Annotated in this window: 26 protein-coding genes; 15 read left to right on the forward strand and 11 right to left on the reverse strand. The window is 42.6% G+C overall.

The annotated features are described in order from the left end of the window. The 3 genes from HADU_RS08055 to rpiA form a co-directional block, all read right to left on the reverse strand. Positions 1-864: aliphatic sulfonate ABC transporter substrate-binding protein (locus HADU_RS08055; protein ID WP_264653520.1), on the reverse strand; the 864-nt coding region annotated here is incomplete at its 3' end. A 208-nt stretch (positions 865-1,072) separates the two neighbouring features. Beyond that, complete coding sequence (locus HADU_RS08060; protein WP_008305205.1) at positions 1,073-1,759, reverse strand: SprT family zinc-dependent metalloprotease; 687 nt, start codon at positions 1,757-1,759, stop codon at positions 1,073-1,075. 140 nt (positions 1,760-1,899) lie between these two features. Next, complete coding sequence (gene rpiA / locus HADU_RS08065) at positions 1,900-2,571, reverse strand: ribose-5-phosphate isomerase RpiA (RefSeq protein WP_004894532.1); 672 nt, start codon at positions 2,569-2,571, stop codon at positions 1,900-1,902. Positions 2,572-2,675: 104 nt separating this feature from the next. Between rpiA and ilvA the strand changes: the two genes are divergently transcribed. From ilvA to HADU_RS08080, 3 genes are all read left to right on the forward strand, one after another. Continuing rightward, complete coding sequence (ilvA, locus tag HADU_RS08070; protein WP_004812768.1) at positions 2,676-4,214, forward strand: threonine ammonia-lyase, biosynthetic; 1,539 nt, start codon at positions 2,676-2,678, stop codon at positions 4,212-4,214. Positions 4,215-4,404: 190 nt separating this feature from the next. Next, complete coding sequence (locus HADU_RS08075) at positions 4,405-5,061, forward strand: potassium channel family protein (RefSeq protein WP_008305208.1); 657 nt, start codon at positions 4,405-4,407, stop codon at positions 5,059-5,061. Further along, positions 5,058-6,395, forward strand: a complete 1,338-nt coding sequence (locus HADU_RS08080; RefSeq protein ID WP_008305210.1) for a TrkH family potassium uptake protein — start codon at positions 5,058-5,060, stop codon at positions 6,393-6,395. The genes HADU_RS08075 and HADU_RS08080 overlap by 4 nt, the downstream gene beginning before the upstream one ends. A 58-nt stretch (positions 6,396-6,453) precedes the next feature. Here the strand turns inward: HADU_RS08080 and HADU_RS08085 are convergent, their stop codons facing one another. The 3 genes from HADU_RS08085 to HADU_RS08095 form a co-directional block, all read right to left on the reverse strand. Beyond that, on the reverse strand, positions 6,454-7,602 hold the full coding sequence (locus tag HADU_RS08085; RefSeq protein ID WP_008305212.1) for a phospholipase A: 1,149 nt from the start codon (positions 7,600-7,602) through the stop codon (positions 6,454-6,456). Between the two features lie 19 nt (positions 7,603-7,621). Then, the gene (locus HADU_RS08090; RefSeq protein WP_008305214.1) at positions 7,622-10,561 is read right to left on the reverse strand and encodes an insulinase family protein; all 2,940 of its coding nucleotides are present in this window, start codon (positions 10,559-10,561) and stop codon (positions 7,622-7,624) included. A gap of 165 nt (positions 10,562-10,726) precedes the next feature. Next, positions 10,727-11,176: a GNAT family N-acetyltransferase gene (locus tag HADU_RS08095; protein ID WP_004812759.1), complete on the reverse strand. Its 450-nt coding sequence runs from the start codon at positions 11,174-11,176 to the stop codon at positions 10,727-10,729. A 275-nt stretch (positions 11,177-11,451) separates the two neighbouring features. Between HADU_RS08095 and HADU_RS08100 the strand changes: the two genes are divergently transcribed. Genes HADU_RS08100 through HADU_RS08110 form a run of 3 tightly spaced genes read left to right on the forward strand, consistent with a single transcriptional unit; the run spans position 11,452 to position 13,420 of the window. After that, on the forward strand, positions 11,452-12,456 hold the full coding sequence (locus HADU_RS08100; protein WP_008305218.1) for an adenosine kinase: 1,005 nt from the start codon (positions 11,452-11,454) through the stop codon (positions 12,454-12,456). Between the two features lie 14 nt (positions 12,457-12,470). After that, the gene (locus tag HADU_RS08105; protein ID WP_008305220.1) at positions 12,471-12,779 is read left to right on the forward strand and encodes a Rieske (2Fe-2S) protein; all 309 of its coding nucleotides are present in this window, start codon (positions 12,471-12,473) and stop codon (positions 12,777-12,779) included. A gap of 20 nt (positions 12,780-12,799) precedes the next feature. Continuing rightward, a complete protein-coding gene (locus HADU_RS08110; protein WP_008305221.1) occupies positions 12,800-13,420 on the forward strand; it encodes an OB-fold-containig protein in 621 nt (206 codons plus the stop codon). Positions 13,421-13,480: 60 nt separating this feature from the next. On the opposite strand, the gene HADU_RS08115 is transcribed toward HADU_RS08110, so the two are convergent. After that, positions 13,481-14,173: a YidB family protein gene (locus tag HADU_RS08115; protein WP_008305223.1), complete on the reverse strand. Its 693-nt coding sequence runs from the start codon at positions 14,171-14,173 to the stop codon at positions 13,481-13,483. Positions 14,174-14,275: 102 nt separating this feature from the next. Further along, positions 14,276-14,746: a DUF6231 family protein gene (locus tag HADU_RS08120; protein WP_004894508.1), complete on the reverse strand. Its 471-nt coding sequence runs from the start codon at positions 14,744-14,746 to the stop codon at positions 14,276-14,278. A 34-nt stretch (positions 14,747-14,780) separates the two neighbouring features. Here HADU_RS08120 and HADU_RS08125 point away from each other — a divergent pair, with 34 nt between their 5' ends. Next, positions 14,781-15,653, forward strand: a complete 873-nt coding sequence (locus HADU_RS08125) for a DUF2797 domain-containing protein (protein ID WP_004894506.1) — start codon at positions 14,781-14,783, stop codon at positions 15,651-15,653. A 196-nt stretch (positions 15,654-15,849) separates the two neighbouring features. On the opposite strand, the gene HADU_RS08130 is transcribed toward HADU_RS08125, so the two are convergent. The 3 genes from HADU_RS08130 to HADU_RS08140 all read right to left on the reverse strand — a co-directional run bounded on the left by HADU_RS08130 (position 15,850) and on the right by HADU_RS08140 (position 18,756). Then, entirely contained in the window at positions 15,850-17,715 is a 1,866-nt protein-coding gene (locus HADU_RS08130) for a SurA N-terminal domain-containing protein (RefSeq protein WP_004812749.1), read from the reverse strand. Positions 17,716-17,847: 132 nt separating this feature from the next. Further along, a complete protein-coding gene (locus HADU_RS08135; RefSeq protein WP_004279807.1) occupies positions 17,848-18,120 on the reverse strand; it encodes an HU family DNA-binding protein in 273 nt (90 codons plus the stop codon). Between the two features lie 156 nt (positions 18,121-18,276). After that, positions 18,277-18,756: a phasin family protein gene (locus tag HADU_RS08140; protein WP_004812748.1), complete on the reverse strand. Its 480-nt coding sequence runs from the start codon at positions 18,754-18,756 to the stop codon at positions 18,277-18,279. A gap of 203 nt (positions 18,757-18,959) precedes the next feature. Here HADU_RS08140 and HADU_RS08145 point away from each other — a divergent pair, with 203 nt between their 5' ends. The 8 genes from HADU_RS08145 to fdx all read left to right on the forward strand — a co-directional run bounded on the left by HADU_RS08145 (position 18,960) and on the right by fdx (position 25,168). Further along, a complete protein-coding gene (locus tag HADU_RS08145; RefSeq protein WP_004812747.1) occupies positions 18,960-19,604 on the forward strand; it encodes a hypothetical protein in 645 nt (214 codons plus the stop codon). A 115-nt stretch (positions 19,605-19,719) separates the two neighbouring features. Next, entirely contained in the window at positions 19,720-20,193 is a 474-nt protein-coding gene (locus tag HADU_RS08150) for an Rrf2 family transcriptional regulator (RefSeq protein WP_004812744.1), read from the forward strand. A 1-nt stretch (position 20,194) separates the two neighbouring features. Continuing rightward, positions 20,195-21,412, forward strand: a complete 1,218-nt coding sequence (locus HADU_RS08155; RefSeq protein ID WP_004812743.1) for an IscS subfamily cysteine desulfurase — start codon at positions 20,195-20,197, stop codon at positions 21,410-21,412. 102 nt (positions 21,413-21,514) lie between these two features. After that, on the forward strand, positions 21,515-21,901 hold the full coding sequence (gene iscU / locus HADU_RS08160; RefSeq protein WP_004812740.1) for a Fe-S cluster assembly scaffold IscU: 387 nt from the start codon (positions 21,515-21,517) through the stop codon (positions 21,899-21,901). Positions 21,902-21,942: 41 nt separating this feature from the next. Continuing rightward, positions 21,943-22,263: an iron-sulfur cluster assembly protein IscA gene (gene iscA, locus HADU_RS08165; protein WP_004812739.1), complete on the forward strand. Its 321-nt coding sequence runs from the start codon at positions 21,943-21,945 to the stop codon at positions 22,261-22,263. A gap of 135 nt (positions 22,264-22,398) precedes the next feature. Continuing rightward, positions 22,399-22,914, forward strand: a complete 516-nt coding sequence (hscB, locus tag HADU_RS08170) for a Fe-S protein assembly co-chaperone HscB (protein WP_004812736.1) — start codon at positions 22,399-22,401, stop codon at positions 22,912-22,914. A 40-nt stretch (positions 22,915-22,954) separates the two neighbouring features. After that, complete coding sequence (gene hscA / locus HADU_RS08175; RefSeq protein ID WP_008305237.1) at positions 22,955-24,814, forward strand: Fe-S protein assembly chaperone HscA; 1,860 nt, start codon at positions 22,955-22,957, stop codon at positions 24,812-24,814. Between the two features lie 15 nt (positions 24,815-24,829). After that, positions 24,830-25,168 carry an ISC system 2Fe-2S type ferredoxin gene (gene fdx, locus HADU_RS08180; protein ID WP_004812732.1) on the forward strand — a complete coding sequence of 113 codons (339 nt, stop codon included), beginning with the start codon at positions 24,830-24,832 and terminating at the stop codon, positions 25,166-25,168. Positions 25,169-25,212: the final 44 nt, after the last annotated feature.

The raw sequence follows: 25,212 nt of genomic DNA on the forward strand, positions 1-25,212 counted from the left end.
ACTTCGGTTAGCATTGGCTTTTAATACCACTTCCTGAGGTAAGTTACCCCATAATGGTGCCAGGATTTTTGCCGCTTCATTCGGATTGGTTTTTACCCAAGCTGCTTTTTCTTTTAAGGTATCAATCACATCATTCAAGATTGCAGGATTTTCCTGAGCAAATTTATGACCAGTTAAGTAGTAACGTGTATAACTTGCTAACCCTTCACCTGAAGCGAGGACTTTTGCATTTTGTACAACTGTACCACTTGAAACATATGGCTCCCAAGTCACCCAGGCATCTACACCACCATGTTCAAATGCTGCACGGCCATCTGCCGGGCTGAGCCATGCTGGAGTAATATCTGTAAAACTTAAATCTGCCTGATTGAGTGCTGCAATTAACAAGTAATGACTACCCGCAGCTTTGGTTACTGCAATCTTTTTGCCTTTCAAATCCGCAACAGTTTTGATACTGGAATTTTGTGGAATCAAAATTGCCTGTGCATTTGGAGATGCAGTTTCTTTGGCATAGTAAGTCAGATTCGCTTTGGCTGCCTGGGCAAATACGGGAACTGTATCTGCCACATCCGCAGTCACATCAACACTGCCCACATTAAGTGCTTCAGCCAAAGGCTGACCGCTGGTAAATTCATGCCAACTGACTTTGACATTCTTTTCTGCCAGTTTCTTTTCAAGCTCACCCGTTTCTTTTAACAAGGTCATGAGTGTAGAAGAACGCTGGTAACCAATACGCACTGTGTCTGCCGTATAAGCCGTTTTTTCGACTTTTTCTTTTGGTGCTTCTGCCTTATTACATGCAGTTAAAAGCACACTAAAGATTAGCGTGAAAATAAATAATAACCTGGATTGAACCATCCTCATCTACCCCATATGCTGGAAAATACGTTTCTTTGTTTTATGCCGAAAGCAGCTCAGAAACTTTTAATTTTTCAGCATTCTAGAAAAGCAGGTTCTGAATTAAAAATAATCTATTTTCATAAGTGCAGCAGAAATTATTCAAACTCGTTTTTATATAAATTTATGATTTAAATATTATTTTTAAACTATTCCTTATTAAATGATTCTTGCATTAATTCTGACTGACCCACCACCATGGCATAAGGGTATTTTTCAGAATTTTGCGATGGTTTGAATAAGCTGGATCATGTTTCGCCACTTCAGTCCAGAAACGCGGGCTATGATCAAAATGCCGGGTATGTGCCAGTTCATGCACGCAGAGATAACGGACGATATTTTCAGGAAACAGAATAATACCGCTATTCAGCATAATGTCATGTCTGGCAGAACAGCTGCCCCAACGGGTTTTCGGCTGGCGGATATTACAGACATTGAAAGATAATCCTGTTTCCAGACTAACCTGTTCAAGATAAATCGGTAACTGTTGTTTGGCATAGGCAATTACAAAAGCTTTTAAGTAGCTTTCAGGATTTCGATCACTGATATAGAGCATATAGTTTGCATAATCCAGAATAAAATTATGCTTCTGGGCCTGGTATTGAACTGATATTGGCTGATTCAGATTAAATAGCTGCAAGCTAGCAGGTAAACTACGATCAACACTTTGTATTTTTTCCTGCTGGGATTGCCAGGTTTTGAGTAACCAGCTTTCGGCATCATTAATAAAATTCTGGATTTGTTTTTTTGTGCAAAATACGGGTGCAGTCAGGCGAATTTGAGTACCATCCACACGAAGCTTTAAACGTGTTGAGCGAATATTTCGGACAATTTGAATTTCAGGTAAGTCGGATAAGGTCATTTTTATTCTTTTTTAATCTCCGCAAACCCCTCTTTCTCAAAGAGGGGCTTTCAAAAATCTCCCTTCTTGCACTTGTTTTAAAGCAGTGCTTTAAAACTTCGCTCAGGGAGATTTAGAGGGATTTTTTCTAGAAAGTTTAATTAAACCGCAGTACGCTCTTCAATACCGTTATCAGTAGCAACCACAGCAATATCAGCTTTATTTAAGGCAAAGATACCGTTACAAACAACACCTGGAATGTCATTCAAAGTTTTTTCTAACTCTAATGCATTCAAAATATTTAAGTTATAAACATCCAAAATTACATTACCGTTATCGGTGACTACACCTTCACGGTACGCAGGGTCCCCCCCTAAAGCAACAATTTTACGTGCGACTGCAGAACGTGCCATTGGAATCACTTCTACAGGAAGCGGAAATTCACGGCCTAACTGTTCCACCCACTTAGAATCATCGACGATACAAACGAATTTTTTCGCAATAGATGCAACAATTTTTTCACGTGTCAGCGCAGCACCGCCACCTTTGATCATGTGCATATGGCGGTCGATTTCATCCGCACCATCTACATAGGCATCCAGACCGCCTACGCTATTCATATCGACAACTTCAATGCCTAATTTTTTAAGACGTTGTGCAGTGGCCTCAGAACTTGCAACTGCTGCTTCCAATTGAAGCTCAGGCAAAAGTTCGATTAAGAAGTTGACAGTACTTCCAGTACCGACGCCTAAAATGCCCCCTTTTGGTAAGTGCTTTAACGCAGCTTTTGCTGCAGCTTGCTTTTTCTCATCTTGGGTTGCATATAGACTCATGACATCACTCAACTATTTTGGACTTTCGCAGTATTTTTAAACCGCAAAGCCGCGTGGTTTGTTACAATAAGTGCTTATTTTAAACTGTTAGATGGAAAATTAACATGCTGTCTCGTTTGGTTCGACAAATTTTACAAGCAACTGTATACGATGTTGCAATCGAAACCCCACTCGAAGCAGCGCCACGAATTAGCGAACGCTTAAATAATAACATTCGCTTTAAACGTGAAGATTTACAACCGGTTTTTTCATTCAAACTACGCGGTGCCTATAACCGTATTAGTCAATTACCGAAATCACAACTCGAACGTGGCGTTATCACAGCTTCAGCAGGCAACCATGCCCAAGGCGTGGCGCTGTCAGGGAAAAAGCTGGGGATTCGCGCGATTATCGTGATGCCAAAAACCACGCCTGATATCAAGGTTCAAGCGGTAAAACGCTTAGGTGGCGAAGTCGTATTGCACGGTGATTCATTTGATGTTGCCAATAAATATGCGATTCAACGTGCCGAAGAAGATGGCATGACCTTTATTCCACCTTATGACGATGAACTGGTGATGGCCGGTCAAGGTACCATTGCCAATGAAATTTTGCGTCAATGGCGTGATGTGGAATATGTCTTCGTTGCTGTTGGTGGTGGTGGCCTGATTGCCGGTGTTGCAGCGTACTTGGGAGATGTTGCTCCGCATGTCAAAGTTATTCCTGTGGAATATGATGAATCCGCGTGCTTAAAAGCGGCCTTAGAAGCCAATGAACGTGTGATTCTTCCATCTGTCGGTTTATTTGCCGATGGTACTGCGGTGGCACAAATTGGTGAAAAACCATTTGAGGTCATCCGTCTGCAAAAATCAGATAATTCTGGTCCAATTGTTGAACCTGATGTGGTACTGGTCAATACCGATGAAGTCTGTGCAGCAATTAAAGATACCTATGACGAATGCCGTAGTATTGTAGAACCATCTGGTGCAATGGCGTTGGCAGGGATTAAAAAATACGTCGCTGAACACGGCATTCAAGGCAAAAATATCGTGTCCATTGTTTGTGGTGCCAACATGAACTTTGACCGTTTACGCTATATCGCGGAACGTACTGAACTCGGTGAGCGTAAAGAAGCAATCTTTGCCGTGACCATTCCTGAACAGAAAGGCGCTTTCCTGAGTTTCTGTCGTGCCCTGCAAGGCCGTAACATCACCGAGTTTAACTACCGTGCCAGCGATGCAACCGCAGCTCAGGTCTTCGTTGGTATTAGCCTGAAAAATGGCGAAAAAGAACGTCAGGAAATTTATGAAAACCTGAAATTCCAGTATGACGTTGATGATCTGTCTGACGACGAAGTAGCAAAACTGCACATCCGTTATCTGATTGGTGGTCACGCAGACATTGAAAATGAACGTCTGTTCCGTGTCGAATTCCCGGAGCGTCCAGGTGCGTTATTGACTTTCCTTGAACGTCTAGGCCCAACTCATAACATCACCCTGTTCCACTACCGCAACCACGGCGCAGCTGAAGGTCGTGTACTGGTCGGTTTGGAAGCGGAAGATGCAAAACAGAATCCAGACGGTTTGATCGAAACCCTGGAGAGTATCACCTATCCATATGACGAGATTACCAATAACCTGGGTTATCAACGCTTCCTGAAATAATTTCAGATTCTGATATCCAAACAATCAAAAACCGTCTTTCGAGGCGGTTTTTTGATATAAGCGAATAAGAACTCAGGTCTTTGATAATATTTATGTAAAGCAAATGGCTGAAATATTAATTAAGCACTAAGATAAACACGTAAATTAATAGAAAGCGCATGTATAAGCGCAGCAACTTTAGGAAAAATACATGGCACTGTTTGCTGTGATCGGTTTAGGAAGTTTCGGTGCCACTGTTGCCACACAACTGATGTCACTCAAACATGAAGTAATTGGCATCGACCTGAATAAAAAATATGTTGAAAGCATTTCAGATGAACTCACCCATGCCGTGATTGCAGATGCCACGGATGAACATGTGCTGGACGAACTAAATGTTCAGAACTGTGAAGCGGTGGTGGTGGCGATTGGTGAAGATATTGAAGCCAGTATTCTCTGCGTCCTACACCTCAAGAATATGGGGGTTAAAAAAATCTGGGCCAAATCCAAGTCCAAAGCTCACCATATGATCCTGACCCATCTTGGGGTGGATAAGATTATTCATCCCGAGGAAGATATGGGTGTTCGGATTGCGCAATCCTTAAGTTATCCGATGGTCAGCCGCTATATGGCGCTTGAGGATGATCGTTATCTGGTCAAAATTGAGATTCATGCTGAACAAAGTGGTATCAAACTCAATCAGCTGATGGATCATGCACCAGAAATTAAAACCATTCTGCATAAGCGTGGCCCCGTGGTGCAATATATCCTCGATCCCCATCTTATTCTTAAAGAAGATGATATTCTGCTTGTTGAGGGTTTGCTGGAACCTTTACGCCGCCTGTCCAAACATTTTAAAAATCTATGAAAATAACTGCTCATAAAAACCGGACCATTAATCTCAGTCCACCCAGCATTATCGCATTGGGATTTCTGGCATTGATTTTGATTGGTTCAATCTTGTTAATACTACCAGTTTCTCATCATGGTGATGTCACCTGGTTTCAGGCTGTTTTTACTGCAACTTCTGCGGTGACCATTACCGGTTTGTCTGTGGTCAATGTCGGAGAAGCTTATACGGTCTTTGGCAAGATCGTAATCATGATTCTCCTGCAATGTGGCGGACTCGGCTTTATGACCTTTGCCATTCTGGCTGCCATGAGTCTGGCGCCCAAAATGGGACTAAGGCAACAAGTCATGGCTCAGGAGTCCATCGGTCAGACCAGCCTGAAAAAAATCAGTACTACCATTAAAGGTGTGTTTCTATATTCGCTGTTCTTTGAAGCAATTGGCACAGTGATTCTGACTATTGCATGGTTACAGGATTACAACTTTGCCCAGGCTTTTTTCTACGCTTCCTTTTATAGTATTTCTGCTTTTAACAATGGTGGCTTTTCCCTGTTCCCGAATAGCCTAATGAGCTTTGCCGATCAGTATCTTATTACCTTCACCATTAGCATGCTGTATATCATTGGCGGCATTGGCTTTCTGGTGTTGATGGATGTACGACAGCATAAACGCTGGCGCAAACTGAGTACTAACAGTAAGCTGATTTTGAGTACCATTGCTGCACTGAATCTTTCTGCCTTTATCCTGATCTGGATTCTGGAAGCTTCTAATCCTCAAACACTGGCATTGATGAGTGTGGGCGATCAGGCGGTCAATGCCTGGTTCCATGCCACAGTACCGCGTTCTTCAGGTTTTAATAGTCTGCCGATGGATCAGCTGACCAATGCGTCCACCTTAGTTACCATGTTCCTGATGTTTATTGGTGGTGGTTCTTTAAGTACCGCAGGTGGCATTAAGGTCGGAACTTTTATCATTGTAGTGATTAGTGTAATTAGCTTCCTACGGCGTGAAGATGAAATTCGTTTATTCAAGCATTCGATTCCAGAGAAAACCACCTTTAAAGCATTGGCAGTGGTCTGTATTACTGCCCTCTTGATTGCAACCGGATTTATGAGTCTGCTTATTCTGGAGCCAGATCAGGACTTTCTGGATCTGCTGTTTGAAACGGTTTCTGCCGCATGTACAGTTGGGTTATCTCGTGGCGTCACTTCTGAATTACAGCCAGCCAGTCTGTTGATTCTGATGCTGTTGATGTTTGCAGGTCGTTTAGGTCCTTTGACCTTGGCCTATTTTATTGCCACACCGAAAAAGAGCCGCCTTAAACATCCGCCTTCAGAAATTCAGGTTGGGTAATTTCGATATAAAACAAAAAATCCACGTCAGCACGTGGATTTTTTGATGATAATGCTTTTTAGAACCAGTTCATCAACGAAACACCCAAGCCGACATACGTCGCCTTATGGTTATAGTCGATCAGGCTTTCACCGTAGCCATCAAACAACTGGAAATGTCCACGCAGACGACCACTGATCGGAAATGACCAGTCAAATTGCGCTGCACCACGACTATCATCACCGCCTTTTAAGGTATGACGCAACATGAGCGAAAAGTCATGATCTTTCCAGCGATAAAATGCAGTCAAATCGCCACGACCGACATAGTCTACGATATCCGGATTGTTATCATCTGGCAGGTCTTCTTCAAAACGATACCAAGGACGTAGCATCAGGGCAAAGTTATTACGCTCAAAGCCCAGATTCAGCATCACCCGGTTCCAGCTACGTGATAGTGGATCCGAACGACCATTGGACTGATGATTAAAGGTCAGACCTAGCATACGCCAGTCCAGACCAAATAAATCGTAATTGGTTCGGAATACAATACTGGCTTCTGGTTCATAATTGGTTTCACGGAATGGACGTGATTCTTCAGAGTTATATACTTGCCAGCGTGAAGACTGGGTATACGCCAGCCAGATATCACCATTATTACCAAAAATATTTTCTACTGCTTTGGTTTTTAGTGAAAGCTGAAACTTGGCTTCCATGGATTTCAGGTTCTGATCTTCTGTTACCGTATTACGTTCATTCGGACTTTCAGGAAACTCATTTTTCTCGGAGGTCCAAAATCCTGGCAATACATACACCGGCTGATAAGAACGGATATTCCAGGTACCCAGTTTACTTTCCGGTGAAAGTTCCCAACGGCTGTCCAATAAAGACAGGTTTGGTTTCAGTGGCGATCCTTCACTGACCGTTACTGTAGAAACAGTTTTATCAATTCTAGCTTTCAGGTTATCGGGTTCAGGCGCAAGTTCAGCAGCTGCGCGGCGTTCAGATACCAGTACCACTCTTTCAGCTTCTGGTACTTTGAACAAAGCATCATAACACGCTAGACGTTCTGCACTGGTTTCTACCGCGGCACAGGCCTCAGCCGTTGCTGGCATCGGACTGCTGGGGATAGTTGTTTGATTTTCTTCTGCATACACCTGCGCCCCACCCATGCAGCCCAGCAAAATGCTCAGCTGCAAAGTTGGGCGCTTAAACGAATTAAGCGCCATTCAATTTTCCTTTTTTCTTTTATTGAACCTGTTGAATCACAAATCCGAGCTGTTCCAGTGCTTCACGTTTTGCTACTGGTGCAACCACTGCACGCGATGGCTGTTGTTCTACCAGATATTGCTGAACCACACGTTTCAGGTCATCCAGCGTCACATTGAGCAGACGTTCACGTAACTGCTTACGGAATGCCGGAGTACGCTGATGCAGGTAAGCATAACAAGCTGTAATTGCCTCACCTGCTGGTGAACCCGGCTTATCCATGCTGGCAATCAGACCCAGAATCGCTTCTTCCAGTTGATGTGGCTGTTGTTCCGCATTTAATAGCCACTGAACACTTGCATCAAAGTCCTTGAAAGTCTCTGCTAAACGTGGATCACGGTAGCTGTAGAAACGGAATGAACAGGCATTACCATCATAGCTGGCACCGCCACCATAAGCACCGCCTTTTTCACGGATCGCACTATGCAGGTATCCATTACGCAAATAACCTGCCAAGACCATCAATGGTGCTGCATCAGGATGAGATACTTCCACTGCCGGATAAGCTGCTGCACAGAACTGAACATTGGCCTGAATCAGCCATGCCTCATCTGCTTGATTCAATACTTTTTCAGTTTGAGCAAGTTGTACCGGATTACGGTCCACAGCAACTTTATCCCAAACATTCTGAACTTCTTCTACCAGATGGTCCGCTTGCGGTTCTTCACAAACCAGTAAGAACTGTTTTGGAGCTTGCAGTAAAATACGATGAATGCGTTTCAGCTCTTCAATCATGGCATCGTAAGCAGCTTCATCTTTCTCAATCTGAGCAACCAGATTCATCAGCCAGTTCAATGCACCAAGACCAGTGTTATGATAATCACGGGTCGCTAAAGCACTGTGCTGACGTGAAGCTACCTGCATCGCATAGCTATGGCCTGAGCCCGAAATACGCGAATGCCAGCGTGTTTTACGCTGTTGCAGTAATTCGATAATACGGCCTTTTTCATCAAAACGAAGCTGCTCAAAACCGGTTTTCAGCAACTGAATCGCTTGCAGGTTATTTACCAGAGATTTAGTTGTGAGCGTTAACCAGGCAGAAATCTTATTCTTGTCATCTACTTTTGAACGTAATGAAGCTCCCATACCCAATCCACCGCTAACAGCAGTCTGGATTTGCTGGAATTCAAGATAATCATATTCGCCCGCACCGACTTCCCCGACCAGAATCGAAAGCAGGTTAAAGTATGGTGATTGCACAACTTCGTCAGGAATCTGTACCAGGACTTGTTGGTAATAAATACCATTGGTACCAGCATAATAAAGGTTTAATGGCGTATCGATGCCATTGGAAATCACTTCACGCAACTGACCCTGTACGATCTGCATTTCAGCAGGCACGTCTTCCAGGCCAACCTTAGGTAACAGGTTCAGGTCATCCGGTGTATCTTGACGAACTTTTAAAGCTTCAGTCTGCGCAACGATTTCAGCTTTTTGTTCTTCAGTCAGTGTTTTGCCAATTTCTGCCAGTCGTGCTTTTTCCGCTTCGGCCTCTTTGGCAGATTTGGTAGCATCTGGAACCAGCGTCAGTTGCACACGGTGCGGGTTATCAATCAGATGTTCTTTGATCAGATTAGACAGCCACATCGGGTCTTTCAGTTCTTCTTTAACCGCGGCAATTGCAGAATCCACATCCCACACTTCAACCGGATCACGGTGATGAATTGCGCTACCTAAACCGTTCAGGATCAGGCTTAAACCATATGGCGTACCATCACCATTGATTTCACGCTGATGCAATTCAATCTGATGCAGAATCGCATCTACTGCCTGCTGATCTACCGGTTTCGCAGCAACATCTTCCAGAATCTTGAATACGCCATTTTTAAATTCTTCAGCATATTCTGGATTTGAGCCTTGAACTGCGCAATAGAAAGTCATTTCAAAGTTAGAGTCATCAACCCCCATAAATGGGCCTGTTGCATCTGCATAACCACAGGTTTCCAGATAATGACGCAGTGGAGATGCCGAATCTTCTAACAGGATACCTTCTACCAAACGCATACCCAGACGAAGTTTGATTTCGCTTGCTTCCGGTAGTAACCAGGAAATAACGTGATAGGTTTTATCACGTAAATCCTCTGCATCAACTGCATAAGTATCAGTCACGGATACCGGTGCAGACAAACGGGTTTCTGGCGTTGAGTATAAAGTCTCACCCTGTTCAAATTTAGACAGTGCCAAGTTTTCAAACTGTTCTTGCAGTTCATAAGCTGACTTGTTGCCAAAGGTCATGAATACCGCATTACTTGGATGGTAATGTGACTTATAGAAATCAACTAACTCCTGGTAAGTCAAATCAGGAATATCTTTAGGATCACCACCTGAGTTGTAGTGATAGGTGGTATCCGGGAACAGGTAATGCGCCAGCGTATGATAGAGCTGATCTGAAGGTGAACTCATCGCACCTTTCATTTCATTAAACACAACACCTTTGTAAACCGGTTCACCATTTTCCAGCTCAATACGGATCCCTTCCTGGGCAAAATCCAGCGGATTCAGGTTCGCTGCAAAAGCAGCATCCATATACACTTCTAACAGGTTCTGGAAGTCTTTATCATTCTGGGTGGCAAACGGATAAGCTGTCCAGTCCGCCGCAGTAAAGGCATTCATGAATGTGTTCAGGGAACGGCGAATCATCAGGAAGAAGGGATCACGTACCGGAAATTTTTCTGAACCGCAAAGCGCGGTATGTTCAAGAATATGCGCTTCGCCTTTAGAGTCCATTGGCTGCGTACGGAAAGCCACTAAAAAGACATTTTCATCGTGATTGGTCGCCAGGTGATAATGAATGGCGCCGGTCACATTATGTTTATATTCAGACACTAAAATGTCTAAAGCTTCAACATGGTGTTGACGTACCAACTGAAACGCAGGATGTACAGTTTGTGAAATGGTTTCAGTGACATCTACAGTCATGCGATCTCCTAATTTTTAGATAAAAAACAACTGATCGCATTATAGCTGTAGTTTTTGTTATTATTCACGCTGAAAACCGATCATTTTGATCGAATTAAGTAAACTTGGTCATTCAGAAATTGAATCACCAAGTTTATGAACCGTATTTGTAAAATTGAAAATCGGCTAGATCAGATATTTAAAGTAATTGTAATTCGGATGGTTTTCGACAAACACATAATTTTGCTTCTGGTAAAAGCTCGCCGCCAGTTTGGTTTCAGTATGCAGGCAAAGTGCAGAATAATGCGGACGTGCTAACTGTTCCAGATAAGCCAGTAATTGCTTGCCTACTCCATGCTGGCGATATTTCGGATGTACATAGAAACGACGTACACGGCCAATACGCTCTTCCACACCATCTGGTCCCCATTGCTGGTTCAAACCGCCACAAGCAATCAGCTTGTTTCCATCATAAGCCACAGCAAGATATTCATTATCTTTACTGAAGGAGTTTTTTCCTGTGCGATATTCTTCAACTAATTTCTCAATTAAATCATAGCCTTCCTTTTTTGCCAGAGCAGCAAAAGTTTCGATTTGATCTGGTAATTGCTCGGCTTTTACGATTTTAATATCCATATATACACACTGTCAGAAATTGTAGTCTCGGCTCAACCTGCATTTGCATGAATATGCAGTTACAGGTGATATAACACTTATAAATAAAATCCGCTATTTAAATCAATGGCACGACCGCAGGATTACGAAATTTATCTGCTTTAATTCGACCAAAGTGCGAAATGAATGCCTTACAGCATACCCTAAAACTTTTTGAAAATGATTTAACACCCTATAGCAAACCTGAGCATTCGTGTAAACTTATGACTTTCGTTTTTTGAATGTGACTCTCTGACATGGCAAATGTTGATCTTTTTGCAATTGGTAATGCGCTAATTGACCAGGAATTTAAAGTATCTGACGACTTTTTAACTGCACACAACCTGCAAAAAGGCACCATGCAACTGACTGATGGTGAAACACAAGCTGCGCTGTATGAGAACCTGAAAGCCACGCAAAACTATAAAGGCCAGGCATCTGGTGGTTCAGCTGCAAACACGACTGTGGCTTTTGCTGCGCTCGGTGGTTCAGCTTTCTATGCCTGCCGTGTCGGGAATGATGATCTGGGTCAAATCTACCTGGATGGTTTAAATGAAGCCGGCATACAAACCACAACCCGTTCAATCAGTGAAGGTGTTACTGGTACCTGTATGGTACTGGTAAGTCCAGATTCAGAACGTACCATGCATACTTATTTGGGTATCACTGCGGAACTGACTGACGTTCAAATTGATTTCACACCTCTCAAAACTGCAAAATGGCTATATATCGAAGGTTATCTGTCGACTTCAGAAACTGCCCGTCATGCTGTAGAACAGGCACGTACCATTGCCCGTGCCAGTGATGCGAAAATTGCTTTAACCTTGTCTGATCCAGCCATGGTGCAATATGCACGTGCCGGCCTGGACGAAATGATTGCAGATGGCGTAGATCTATTGTTCTGTAATGAACAAGAAGCGTTGATGTACACTGAGACTGAAACGCTTGAAGCCGCTTTAGTTAAATTGCAAGAAATCAGCCAACACATTGTCATTACATTGTCAGCCAAAGGCGCGTTGATCTGCAATGAAGGTCAAAGCTTTACTGTACCGGGTCGTGCTGTAACTGCAGTTGATACCAATGGTGCTGGTGATGCCTTTGCCGGTGCTTTCCTGTATGCACTGAATGCAGGCCTAGGCTGGAAAGTTGCAGCTGAATTGGCAATTCTGATTTCAAGTCAGGTGGTTTCACAATTTGGCCCACGTCTGGCCATTGCTGACTATGCTGCGTTATTGGAAAACTTCCAAAAGGAATGCGCTTAATGTTTAAAATTTGCATGACCGAAGACATCCCGGAACGTGAAGCACGTTCTTTTGAAACGCCAAATGGCGACACCATTTTCATTACTCAACGCGATGGTATGTTCTATGCTTACCAGAACCTGTGTCCACACTTGCAGGTTGAACTGGAGTTTCTGGAAAACCAGTTTCTAGATCGTGATCAGGAATTTATTGAGTGTTCAACCCATGGTGCTTTATTCCTGGTTGAAACCGGAGAATGTATTTCTGGTCCATGTCAAGGTCAAGCACTTGAAAAAGTAGAGATTAACGTGCATTCTGATGGTGGGATTTACCTCACAGAATAACTCTGAAATTGGACGCTACCATGCCGGCATTTTTCCTAGACTATAACTTGATGCCTTTTCATTTAAGTTTATTCGCTGTGATTTTGCTGGGCGTGGTAGAAACCTTAGGTTATTTATTCAAAATTCGCCCGACGAAATTTTTGAAACAGATTTCCCCTTTCTACTTCCGCAATCTCGACCTGCTTAATGTTAAATTTTCGAAAATCTTAATTGTATTTTTCCTGCTGATGAATTTCAGTGTTGCCGGTTATGTGCTGCAACTGCTGATCTATTCTCAGGAACAGGAATTTCTACCGGCGTATTACCTGATTATTCCTGCGTTGATTATTGCAATTTTTTTTACAGTATTTATGATTCACTGTCTGGATCAGGTGATTCCACCTAAATACAAAAAACATCATGTCAATCTGATTGGTCGTCTGGCAACCATTTCCAGTGGCAATGCTCGTCCCGGATTTTCAGCTCAAGCCCGTGTAAGGGATGAATTTGGTCAGCTACATTATGTGCAGGTGGAGCCGGAATTTGGTGAGCTAGAATTCCAATCTCAGATTATTTTAATACGTCTGCGCAAATCACATTATGTTGCCAAAAAAATCAGCAAATCTAATCGTCTGTTTAGCTTGGATTTGGAACACTCATAATTTATAAAAATACAAAAAAACCCGGCATTTATAGCCGGGCTTTTTTTAAAGAAATTTCAGTTAACGCTTTAAGAAACCTGACACCATATTCAGGACATTCTGAATATCATTATTGGCTTCCTGCTTGCTGGTTTGCTCACCCTGCGGAGTTAATGAATCAATTATCTGCGGTAAGACTTTGGAAATGGCGCTATATACATCCTGCTTTGGGGCATGCACCTGCTCCGCCACCTGTTCCACCTCCTGATCATCAAATAACAGCTGTAACTGCTGGTTATCCACGGGCGCATTCTCACCAGGACCTGTAGACACCCAGTCATCAACCTGACTGTTTAAGCCTTGACCTTTCAGCTTATCCAATGCTCCCTGTAAACCACCCTGCTTTTGAATCCAAGCAAGTACCAATGGCAATACGGCAATAAGCAAGGTCTTGGTTCCACCTGCACCCAATCCTGATGATCGAGGTTGCTGATGCGTCTGCTGATTTGGCTGCTGCTGTGACTGACCAGCACCACCCAGTTGACTCAATACAGAACCTAAAATCCCGCCCAAGCCGCCTTGCTGGGATTGACCAGTTTGATGCGTATTACCCGGATTTAACTGTCCAAGTACGGCACCAAGAATTCCACCCAACCCACCTTGTGACTGTTGCGACTGGTTTTGGGATTGATGCTGATTGGTATTCTGCTGTTGCTGACTACCGCCCAAGGCCTGCTTGGCCAGCATCTCTACAATATTACTGAGGTTTGTCATACTGCTTATCCTGTCAATCTTTCTTACAGCATACGTGCTGAACAGAAGGTTGAAATGGATGAATATGTTAATATTTGCAATGAAATTTAGTAGATTTTTTCCTTACCAGCGGAACTTATTCCAATTTTCCGGATTGGCCCAGAATTTGGAATTAAACCAGTCTGGTACATGCTTATAAGTCAGAATATTAAATTGCCATAGAGCAAAGTCGGCCTTATGTGTTGTTTTATCAATAAGTTGGGTTAGTCCTAAAGAACGGAGTAGTTTCTCATCCTGCAAACGGCTTACTACGACCAGACGTTTTGCAAATAAGTCACGCAGCTTGACTAATATCTGACTGATCAATTGATCTGATAACTCACTCGTTTCAGGTGTATCTAGCATCACTACTCCCAGATCATAACGTTGCTGAAAAGGCAGACTTAAAAAGTCAGATACGCTAAAATAATGCCATTGAATGGACTGATTAAACTTGATCTGGGTCAAATCCTGACCAATACAAATCGCAGTTTTTATGGGCTGTTCCTGCGCAAAATCGTCTAGCATCGAAGTGATGACATTCTGTTCAGCCATAACAGCATCCTTATGATTTAAGTGAGTAATTTATATGGAACTTCAAGGCATTTGCCATAAAATGCATGCCGGTCTCAAGAACCTTAGTGTAACTGATCAAGATATACACAGGGCAAATGTTGAATATAAATTCATATTAGATCGTTCAGAAATTGATCTTCCATTTAGTCTGGGTCAAGAAATCGAGATCGACTGGACCGGTAATATCTACTGCGTGTCTTGTGGTACCAAAACATCAAAATCATTTTCTCAAGGTCACTGCTTCAAATGCTTTAAAACCAAAGCGTCTTGTGACATGTGTATTATGAAGCCCGAGAGCTGCCACTATCATTTAGGTACCTGCCGTGAAGACACCTTTGCGCATGAAGTATGTTTCCAGCCTCATATTGTATATTTAGCTAACTCTAGTGGACTTAAAGTCGGAATTACCCGTGTCAACCATATGCCAGGACGCTGGCTGGATCAGGGTGCAACGCAAGCCTTACCCATCATGAAAGTAGGTTCTCGTCGTCTTTCAGGTCAAATGGAAGTCATGTTCGGCACCCAGGTTGCCGATAAAACCGATTGGCGCAAACTGCTCAAAGGTGAGGCTGAGCCCCTTAACCTGATTGATATCCGTGACCAGCTGCTGGATGAATTCGAACCACAAATTACCAGTATTCGTGATGAATTCAGCATGAGTCTGGACTTTAATGAAAATGTCGAGATTCTGGAACAAGAACGCCCACGCGAGTTTATTTATCCGGTAGAAAGCTATCCTGAAAAGATCAAATCACATAATCTGGATAAAACCCCAGTGATCCGTGGCAAATTACAAGGTATCAAAGGCCAGTACCTGATCCTGGATACCGGTGTTATTAATATCCGTAAATATACCGGCTATGAAATTAAGGTTCGTGCTGAGTAAATCGAACTATTTAAAAAAGCGGGATAAAATGTCCCTCTTTTTTATTTACTCATCAGGGAATTTACTACCAAAATTTAAAACACGTTTCAGCATTTCAATGTATCCTTGACTCTAAAGATGGCGCTCTTATAGAGCAAAAACTTTCCCAGAAAATAAAAAACCGGCTCGAAAGCCGGTTTTTTTAAAGGAAAATCTGTTATTTGATTTTCGCTTGCGATTTCAGATAACGCGTATAATCATCAAATTCTTGCTGACCACGTAACTGGGCATAAAGTTTTGCCAGTTCAGTACGCTGTTCTTCGCTTAAGACATCAATCGGATTCTTCTTCACTTCAGATACAGCAACCACTACCAGCTCATTAGGCAAGCTTGCAGTCGTCACAGACCAGAATCCAGCTTTAGGTGCTTTCAGGCTAAATGCTGCACGCTGTACATCACGCTTTAGCAAGCCTTCAGCACGGGTATAGATACCCGCATCTTCAAACACCAGATTACCTTTTGCTACAGAAGCAGCAGGTTTGGTCTTAAACTCATCCAATGATTTCTGAATCTGGGCTTTTGCAAGAGCTCGCGCTTTTTCTTCAATCAGTTCTGCTTTAACACGTGGTTTCGCTTCCGCCAGTGATTGCTCACCTGCTGCATGGTAATCACGCACTTTCACCCAGGCTACATCACCGTTTGCCAACTGTATGCTAGAAGATACATTACGGTCACCATTCTTCACATCGTCATTGAACAGCTTCACTTTCACATTGGCATCACTGAGTAATGGATCCCGTGTAGACAATGTCACGCCTTTGGCTGATTGTACGCGAACACCTTTAACTTCTTGTGTTACCACATCCAGTGAGTCACTGCTGACCACCATATCATTCAGGCTATTCACAGTATCAGAGAATGCATTTGATTTTTTAGAAGCCAGCACCTCTTCAGTCAGACGTGCTTTTTGTGATTCAAATGATGGCACAGCTACATCAGGTGCCTGTACAGCAATGATGTGATAACCATAATCTGTTTTCACGGGTGCAGAAACCTGACCAGATTGTAATGAAGCAACAGCTTTATCAAAAGCATCACCGAACACACCCGCTTCATAAACTGCGATTGCACCGCCTTTGGCCTTAGATTCAGGATCTTCTGAATACTGAGCTGCAGCCTGAGCAAATGTTGTACCCGCTTTGATCTTAGCTGCTACATCTGTTGCGAGTTTTTGCGCTTCAGCTTCAGAACGGTTATCCGCAGTGATCAGGATATGTTTCACTTCTGGCTTGGCAGTCGATTTTTGTGCCGCAACAAAACTGTTATAGGCATCTTGTAGTTCGGCATCGGTTACCGTAACAGCAGCGGTATTAATATCACCCGCTTTTAAAACTACGTAATCTACATCCACACTCGTTGGCTGCTTGAATACAGTCTTATGCTTTTCATAATAAGCTGCAATTTCTGCATCAGTCACCTTAACGTTTTTCTTGTAGTTCTCAAGATTGACACTGGCAATATGCACATGACGCTGTTCAGTCTGCAAGTCAGCAATCTGCTGAATTTCCAGTTTACTAACCAATGGATAGTCAATAAATGTAGATGACAACATTTTAAGAGCATGGTCAGTGCGCAGGCTTGCAATCAGCTGCTGGCTGTTCATGCCTACAGAGCGCAAATAGTTTTCATAGAGCGCATTTGAAAATTGACCATTTTGCTGGAAACTCGGTTGCTGAGCAATCATTTGCTCAATTTGCTGATCACTGAGGCTGATGCCCAGGTTTTCAGCTTGTTGCAGCAAAACTGTACGTGCAACCAGCGTATCCATTGCTTTTTGATCAATGAATGCCTGATTTAATAATGTTTCATCGCCATTGGCATAACTGAGATATTGTTCTTTGAATGATTTTGTCAGAGATTCCAGTTCTTTTTTAGAGATATCTGTGCCATTTACCGTCTTGGCTGTATCTTTGTTCCCACCACTAAAATATCCTTCAATACCTACAAGCGCTAAAGGGGTTAAAAACAGAACGAGCAAGACCTTGCCCAGCCAACCCTTAATAACTTTACGAAAAGATTCCATAAGTATTCCAATATTTTATTTGCATGGGATTTTACCCGAAAAAACCCACTGAATGAATGTGTTAATCCTGACTATTTAATTAATCAATAAAAAAAACGCGCCTAGTGAGGCGCGTTTGGTTGCTGTTGGCGATTAAGCTACAGCGTCTTTCAAGCCTTTACCAGCTTTGAAGCTAGGTACTTTGCTTGCTTTGATTTCTAGCGTAGCACCAGTTTGTGGGTTACGGCCAGTACGTGCAGCACGTTCTTTAACGCCGAAAGTACCAAAACCAACGAGAGTAACTGTATCACCTGATTTAAGCGCTTCAGTAACAGAAGCAATTGTAGCATCTAAAGCCTTACCAGCGTCAGCCTTAGATAATCCCCCTTTCTCTGCAATTGCATCAATTAATTCTGATTTATTCATGAAAATTACGTCCTCTTAATATCGTTTATTTAAGGTCCAAGAATTTGTTTAAATTGCCATAGCGACTTTATAACAATGGTTTAGGGCTAAACGCAATACTCTTCGACCTCTTTTTTTTAAAAAATAAGCGAAAAAAACATTGAATAATGAATAAAGTCACTTTCGTTGTGATTTTTTAGACAATTCATCCTGTATTTTCCCCTGTTCTTCCATCAACTGATCGACTTTAGCATGCAGCTGCAGGATCAGTTTTTCTAGATGCTGTACGTCCTTCAGCGTCACTAATCCTATACGATTCAAGGAATGATGAACAGAGTGATCAATTAATTTTTCAACTTTATCTTTGGTATCTGTGACAGACTCTTTGGCCTTTTCTGAGACTTTTTCGACAGTTTGGTCGGCAATGTCAGTCGTTTTGGATTCTAACTCTTCTCCCACCTTGACCAAAGAGTCGAATAATTTATTGCCTTCTTCTTCGGCACGAGAGAATGCACCCAGTCCAGCCAGCCAGATTTGTTTGGTATATTTTCGAAAGTCGAGGACCGACTTACGCTCTGATCCTAATCTCGACTTAGCTTTTGATGTTTTTCGTTCTGTTTCCGGAATTGCATCCAGTGCCGCTTCAGATTTGTCCATGTGCACGCCTCCTGATTATTTTCTATGCAAATTTTATATAGAAATCTACAAAATTACAGCATATTAGCAAATTTAATACTTGCCAGTTTTGCTAAACTGTTCTACAAAGCAATTTATTTCATGTTTTAAGTTTAATCCCTGAAATATCAATTAGGCAGGATGTTTTATATTTCAAATTTTTCAGGAAAGGATTGGTTGTATCTATGAGCGAATCGCAGCAAAGTCAAAAGCAGCCGCACTTATTGCTGACAATGACTTTAATTGTTTTAGAAACGATTTTCACTTTTATTCTAAAACATGATCGCGTTGTTGCATTACAAGCTAAAAAGTTTATTGATGAAAATATCGCTATTAAGATTAATAGTTATATTCCTTATTTCGACTTTTATGTGCAGTTTACCGATAAGGGTCTGCTATTTGACCATAAAGCGCCAAATAAGATCATTGATCTTGATGTGCGTACTAATCTGTCCGATCTGATCAAAATCTTTATTTTTGGCAATCGTCGCAGTATTAAGGCTATGCGTATTGATGGCAATCAGATCCTGAAAGATGAATTCCGAGATCTGCTGACCCTGTTTGCCCTGCCGAAACTGCTTGCTGACTGGAAACAGTGGCTGTATGAACCAAGAGACGAGTCTGAAGTCGTTACTTCACGTAATCGTCTGGCCCCACTTCTAGATAAAATTGACCAGCAACGTTCTAAAATTAATACCCTGCAAGTGGAAGTTAAGCAGTATGAAAACCGGATTCGACGCATGCAACGTCGTCAGAAGCAAATTAATATAATCTTTGGTCTTATTACCGTAGGTTTAATTACGTTATTAGTATATAATTGGCTTGCTTAATAAAGCCTTCTTTTTGGTACGATTTAACGTTTCACTTTGCATAATAAAAAAACTTGACTATTTTAGTCAGGATTCTTAAAATCGACACATCTAGTCTAACCATGTGTATCGAATCATGCGCTTAACCACTCGCGGTCGCTACGCAGTGACTGCTCTTCTTGATCTAGCTTTGCAGCCAACTGAACAAACGATCACGCTTGCTGAAATTGCAGCTCGTCAAACTATTTCCGTTGCCTATCTTGAGCAGTTATTTGCGAAACTAAAACGTCATGGCTTAGTTTCAAGTGTTCGTGGTGCCAATGGTGGTTATCATCTGGCGCGTAATGCTCAGGACATCACTGTGTTAGAAATCATTGAAGCTGTAAACGAAACTGTTGATGCTACTCGCTGCGACCATAAAGGCAACTGCCAGAATGGTGCGATGTGCTTGACTCACGATTTATGGCAGGAACTCTCCCACCACATTGCCGATTATCTCGCAAAAATCTCGCTTGCTGACCTCGTAGCACGTGACAACGTTCAAACCGTTTCACTTCGCCAAAATTCAGCATCTTTTGATTCAGCTCTTTTATCGGTTACAGGTATTTGACATGAAACGTCCGATTTATCTTGACTATGCAGCAACCACTCCTGTAGACCCTCAAGTTGCAGAACGCATGATGGAATGCTTAACTTTCGAAGGTACCTTCGGTAATGCTGCATCTCGTTCACATGCATACGGCTGGCAAGCGGAAGAAAAAGTTGAATACGCACGTGAACAGGTCGCTAACCTTATCAAAGCTGACCCACGTGAAATCGTATGGACTTCTGGTGCAACTGAATCTGACAACCTTGCCCTAAAAGGTGTAGCTCAGTTCTATGCATCTAAAGGTAAACACATTATTACGTCTAAAATTGAACATAAAGCAATTTTGGATACATGCCGTGAGCTGGAGTCTGAAGGCTTTGAAATTACTTACCTGGAACCACAACCAAAAACTGGTTTAATTACACCAGACATGGTTGAAGCTGCAATTCGTCCAGATACCATTCTTGTTTCCCTGATGATGGTAAACAACGAAATTGGTACCGTAACGGATGTTGCTGCAATTGGTGAAATCACTCGTGCCAAGAAAATTTTCTTCCACGTAGATGCTGCACAGGCTGCAGGTAAAGTTGAAATTGACCTTTCTCAACTGAAAGTCGACCTGATGAGCTTCTCTGCACACAAAATCTATGGTCCTAAAGGCATCGGTGCCCTGTTCGTACGTCGTAGCCCACGTGTACGCCTGAAAGCACAAATGCATGGTGGCGGTCACGAACGTGGCATGCGTTCTGGTACGCTTGCGACTCACCAGATCGTAGGTATGGGTGAAGCATTCGAACTTGCAGGTAAAAACTTGCATTCTGAACAAGCGCGTTTACGTGTACTTCGTGACAAACTTTGGAATGGTTTACGTGACCTTGAACAGGTATTCCTGAATGGCCACGAAACTTATAATGTTGCGAACTACCTGAACGTGAGCTTCAACTTTGTTGAAGGTGAATCACTAATGATGGCTCTGAAAGATGCAGCAGTATCTTCAGGTTCAGCATGTACCTCTGCAACACTAGAACCGTCTTATGTTCTACGTGCATTGGGCCTATCAGACGAACTTGCACACAGCTCAATCCGCTTTAGCTTTGGTAAATACACCACTGAAGAAGATATTGATCATGTACTTGAAGTCACTAAAGCTGCTGTTGAGAAGTTACGTGAACTTTCTCCGCTTTGGGATATGTACAAAGAAGGTATCGACCTTTCTACAGTTGAATGGGCTGAACACTAATCTTGCATCAAAGATAACAGCATTTATGTTGTTATCTCATTGATAAAAGTTTTTAATCCCCATATTTAATATTAGGCTGACCCCGAGGTTTGGAGAAGCAACATGGCTTATAGCGAAAAAGTAATCGACCATTACGAAAACCCACGTAACGTTGGTGTTTTAGACAAAAATGCAGAAAACGTAGGTACAGGCATGGTGGGTGCACCAGCATGTGGCGACGTGATGCGTCTTCAGATTCAAGTGAATGATGAAGGTGTAATCGAAGAAGCACGTTTTAAAACTTACGGCTGTGGTTCAGCAATTGCATCTAGCTCACTGGTAACCGAGTGGCTAAAAGGCAAAACTCTGGACGAAGCTCAAGCGATCAAGAATATTGATATTGCAACTGAACTTGCTCTTCCTCCAGTAAAAGTACACTGCTCTGTACTTGCTGAAGATGCCATTAAAGCTGCTGTAGAAGATTATCGTAGCAAAAAAGTGAAAGCTTAATTGCTGACGTGTATTTTTGAAGAAAGATTAACGGAGTTTTCATGATCCATTTAACTGAAAATGCTGCAACTCATATCAGCAATTACCTGAAAAATCGTGGTAAGGGTGAAGGCATTCGCGTTGGTGTGAAAACTTCAGGCTGTTCTGGTCTGGCTTATGTGCTTGAATTCGTCGATGACGCTGATACACATGATGAAGTATTTGAACAGTTTGGTGTTAAAGTTTTCGTTGACCCGAAAAGCCTGGTTTATCTCGAAGGTATGGAGATGGACTACGTAAAAAATGGTCTGAATGAAGGCTTCGAATTTAACAACCCGAACAAAAAAGGTGAATGTGGCTGCGGTGAATCCTTCACTGTATAAGGCTTAATCATTAGCGTACATTTATCCTTGCAGCATTAAAACAGTGTCATCTACACTGTTTTAATTGCATTTAGGCAGTAGTTTTTAGCTGTACATTGCAGTTAATTTGCATATTAATCGTGGATCCAATCTCCCATGAATCATTTTGAGTTGTTCAACCTCCCTGTCGCACTTGATATTGATTCAGCTGCTTTAAAAGCTGAATTTTTAAAGTTACAGCAACAATATCATCCAGATAAAGCTGCAGACAAAGACCAGGCCCTGATCAAATCAAGTGAAATCAATCAGGCATATAAGGTGTTGTCGGCCGTGGATAGTCGCGCTGCTTACTTACTTTCATTGAAAAAACAGGATTATCATCTGGATCAGTCCATCAGTGATTTTGAGTTTCTGCAAGATGCGCTTGAAATTCGTGAGCAGCTTGATGATGCAGCTTCGGCAGAAGACTTATCTTCCCTAAAAGTTGAAGTTCAACAGTGGATTGATGGTCTGGTGCGTGAATTCAAAATAGATTATGAAGAGGAAGACTGGGCTGAGGCTCGCGATACTGTGCGTAAACTGCGCTTCTTTGTCAAAGTCATGGCCGATATCGATAAAGCGGAAGACCGTTTCCTCGATGACGACAGCTTTGACCTCGATGACGATTTTTAATTTTTCTCTTTAATATTTAACGTGCAAAGGATGTAACACTATGGCTCTCTTGCAGATTGCAGAACCAGGTCAATCAAGTGCACCGCATGAACACCGCATTGCGATTGGTATCGATTTAGGCACCACCCATTCTTTGGTCGCCACGGTTCTTTCAGGTAAAGCCAAAGTACTTAATGATGAACAAGGACGTGTGTTACTTCCTTCTATCGTTCATTATGCAGAGCAAAGCACTCAGTACGGCTATGAAGCTGCACCATTCATAATGACCGACCCAAAGAATACCATCATTTCTGTAAAACGTTTTATGGGTCGTTCTCAAGCAGATATTAAATTCCAGCACCCGTATACCTTAGTGGGTGAAGCGAATGAAATGCCAGCATTTGAGACTGCTCAAGGTCGTAAAACACCCGTCGAAATTTCAGCACAAATCTTAAAACAGCTGAAAGACCGTGCAGAAGCAAGCTTGAAAAATGAGATTAATGGCGCTGTCATCACAGTTCCTGCATATTTTGATGAAGCACAACGTCAGGCAACTCGTGATGCGGCACAATTGGCCGGTTTAAATGTACTTCGTTTACTGAATGAACCTACTGCTGCTGCTGTAGCTTATGGTCTGGATCAGGAAACTAACCTCAGTACAGATCGCAACTATGTGATCTATGACCTGGGTGGTGGTACTTTTGACGTATCTATCCTGCGTTTCTCGCAAGGCGTATTCGAAGTATTAGCGACTGGTGGCCATACTGCTCTGGGTGGTGATGACCTGGATCGTCTGATTCTAAAATGGGCCAAGAAACAGCTGAATATTGAAACCCTCAATGATGCTGAATATGCACATTTCATTACAGCTGCACGCAAGGCCAAAGAAGCACTCTCTGATGCTGAATCTGTAGAAGTAAAACTGCTGGATCATGTCTTAACATTAGATCGTCCAACGTTTGAAGAAATCATTAAAGTTGCACTGGATAAAACGATTAGCGTTTGTAAACGTGTAATGCGTGATGCCAAACTGGAACTGGATGATATTCAAAACGTAGTTCTGGTAGGTGGTTCTACCCGCTCCTATGCCGTTCAAAAAGCAGTGCGTGAAGTGTTCAATCAAGAACCTCTATGTACCATCAATCCGGATGAAGTGGTTGCAATTGGTGCCTCGATTACTGCGAATCAATTGATTGGTAATTCAACCGACGGTTCATTATTATTAGACGTAATACCATTGTCTCTGGGTCTTGAAACCATGGGTGGTCTGGTAGAACGTCTGATTTCACGTAATACCGCGATTCCTGTGGCACGCCGTCAAGAATTCACCACCTATCAAGATGGTCAGACCGCGATGTTGATCCATGTAGTTCAGGGTGAACGTGATCTGGTGGAGCATTGCCGTAGCTTGGGTCGCTTCGTGCTCCACGGTATTCCCCCAATGACTGCAGGTCAGGCACGTATTGAAGTGACTTTCCAGGTGGATGCTGATGGTCTATTAACCGTAGCTGCGCAAGAAACCACATCTGGTGTTAAAGCACAGATTGATATCAAGCCATCTTATGGTTTATCGAGCGAAGATACAGAGCGTTTACTGCTTGAAGGTTATAAATTTGCTGAAGAAGACAAGAACCTGCGTCATCTTCAGGAAACCAAAGTTGAAGCACAACGTGAACTTGAAGCACTTACTCAGGCCCTGAAAATGGATGCGGCGTTGTTAAGTAAACAGCAGCTTACTGATCTGCAAGCTGCTCAAGCCAAGCTTGAACAGGAGCTGCAAGGTACAGATATCAAAGCGATTGAATCTGCCGTAGAACAGCTTAAAATACATAGTGATGCATTTGCAGCTGCTCGTATGAACCAGCATATCGATGCAGCACTGAAAGGTACTAAACTCGACGACTGGTCAAACTCAAACTAATTTAAGGTAAAGACTATGCCACGTATTAAAGTTCTTCCACATGCGCAAATTTGCCCTGAAGGTGCTGAGTTTGAAGTTGAACAAGATGCCAATTTATGTGAAAGCCTGCTAAATAACGGGATCAAGATTGAACATGCTTGCGATATGTCATGTGCATGTACCACATGTCACGTGATTGTGCGTCGTGGCTTTGACAGCCTGGAAGAAATGAATGATGTTGAAGCAGATCTGTTAGACCGTGCATGGGGCCTTGAGCCTGATTCACGTTTGTCTTGTCAGGTCAAAGTGGTGGACGAAGATCTGGAAGTTGAAATTCCGAAATACACCATCAACCACGCTTCAGAAAATCACTAAGCGATTTTCATAAAAAACCACGCTTGAGCGTGGTTTTTTACATC

The sequence above is a fragment of the Acinetobacter sp. HA genome, from assembly GCF_000264725.1.
GTDB lineage: Bacteria > Pseudomonadota > Gammaproteobacteria > Pseudomonadales > Moraxellaceae > Acinetobacter > Acinetobacter schindleri.